We start from the raw sequence: 918 nt of genomic DNA, 5'->3' as shown, positions 1-918 counted from the left end.
ACGGCAACCATGGCAATAATCATCTTCCGCATTGAAATGCTCCTCACTTTTGTCCTCACTTTTCGGCAGTGCCAGCCGCCATTTAGCATGAAAAAAGGGCTTTGCCTGCCCTTCTTACTGTTGTTTAAGATAGTCTTTTTCGGGGCGCGCGCTGTTCGACGCGACAAGCATGCCGGAAACCTCCAAAGACGCGACCAGCGTGCCGTCGGGCCGCACGTTCTAGGCGATCTGATCGTAATCATCTTCCAGGGCCGGATCGACGGTAAGGCACTTGCCGACGATGTGCGGGGCCTGGCCCTGCAGGTCGCCGAGGGCGAAGGGCCGTTCGGCCGTACAGGCCTGCTCGGTCTCGAAGACGCTGACTGGCACCTGGAGCTCGCGACAATCGGTCATTGTGCTCGAGCAACCGACGACGAAGAGCAGTGCGGCGATGTGTTCCATGGCTCCAAACCTCTCGCCGCAAACAACGATTCTCGGCGAGCGAAAGTTCCGGGGCCGGGTTCAAAGCGTAGTGTCGAAGGGAATCAGACGACGCGCAACAAGTCCTGTTCCTTATGGACGTTTACCCAAAGCCGCCGCGCAGCTTTGGTCGACATGCCAGCTGCCGCATGCAGGGATCAGAACAATTGCCAGACGGCAGTCAGGGCCACGGCGGCGAGAAGCGCGACCGCGCCAAGCCGGAGCGAAAGACGGGATGATCGCGGCGCCGGCTGAGGCTCGGCCTCCTGGAAGCCGCTCATCGAGACAGGCGGCCTGCTCCAGCTTGTTCATATCGGCAACAATCTTTTCAGTCTCCCAGATCGCGCGCCGGGAGGCGCGGATGGGTTTCCGGCGCATCGCCAGCCGGCGACTCAGGATCGGACTTTATGGTGAACAGGGGGGGTTAAGCGCCTTCGCCTGCGAAGCCTGGCACCATAG

1 protein-coding gene is annotated in these 918 nt (G+C 60.6%); it reads left to right on the top strand.

Annotated elements, in window-relative coordinates; genetic code table 11:
* Positions 1-714: hypothetical protein (locus EOA27_RS41760; RefSeq protein ID WP_210214208.1), on the top strand; the 714-nt coding region annotated here is incomplete at its 5' end.
* Positions 715-918: the final 204 nt, after the last annotated feature.

This window comes from Mesorhizobium sp. M2A.F.Ca.ET.037.01.1.1, from assembly GCF_003998075.1.
Classification (GTDB): domain Bacteria; phylum Pseudomonadota; class Alphaproteobacteria; order Rhizobiales; family Rhizobiaceae; genus Mesorhizobium.
Note: the sequence above shows the minus strand (reverse complement) of the source record. Positions and strands in the feature narration are given on the sequence as shown.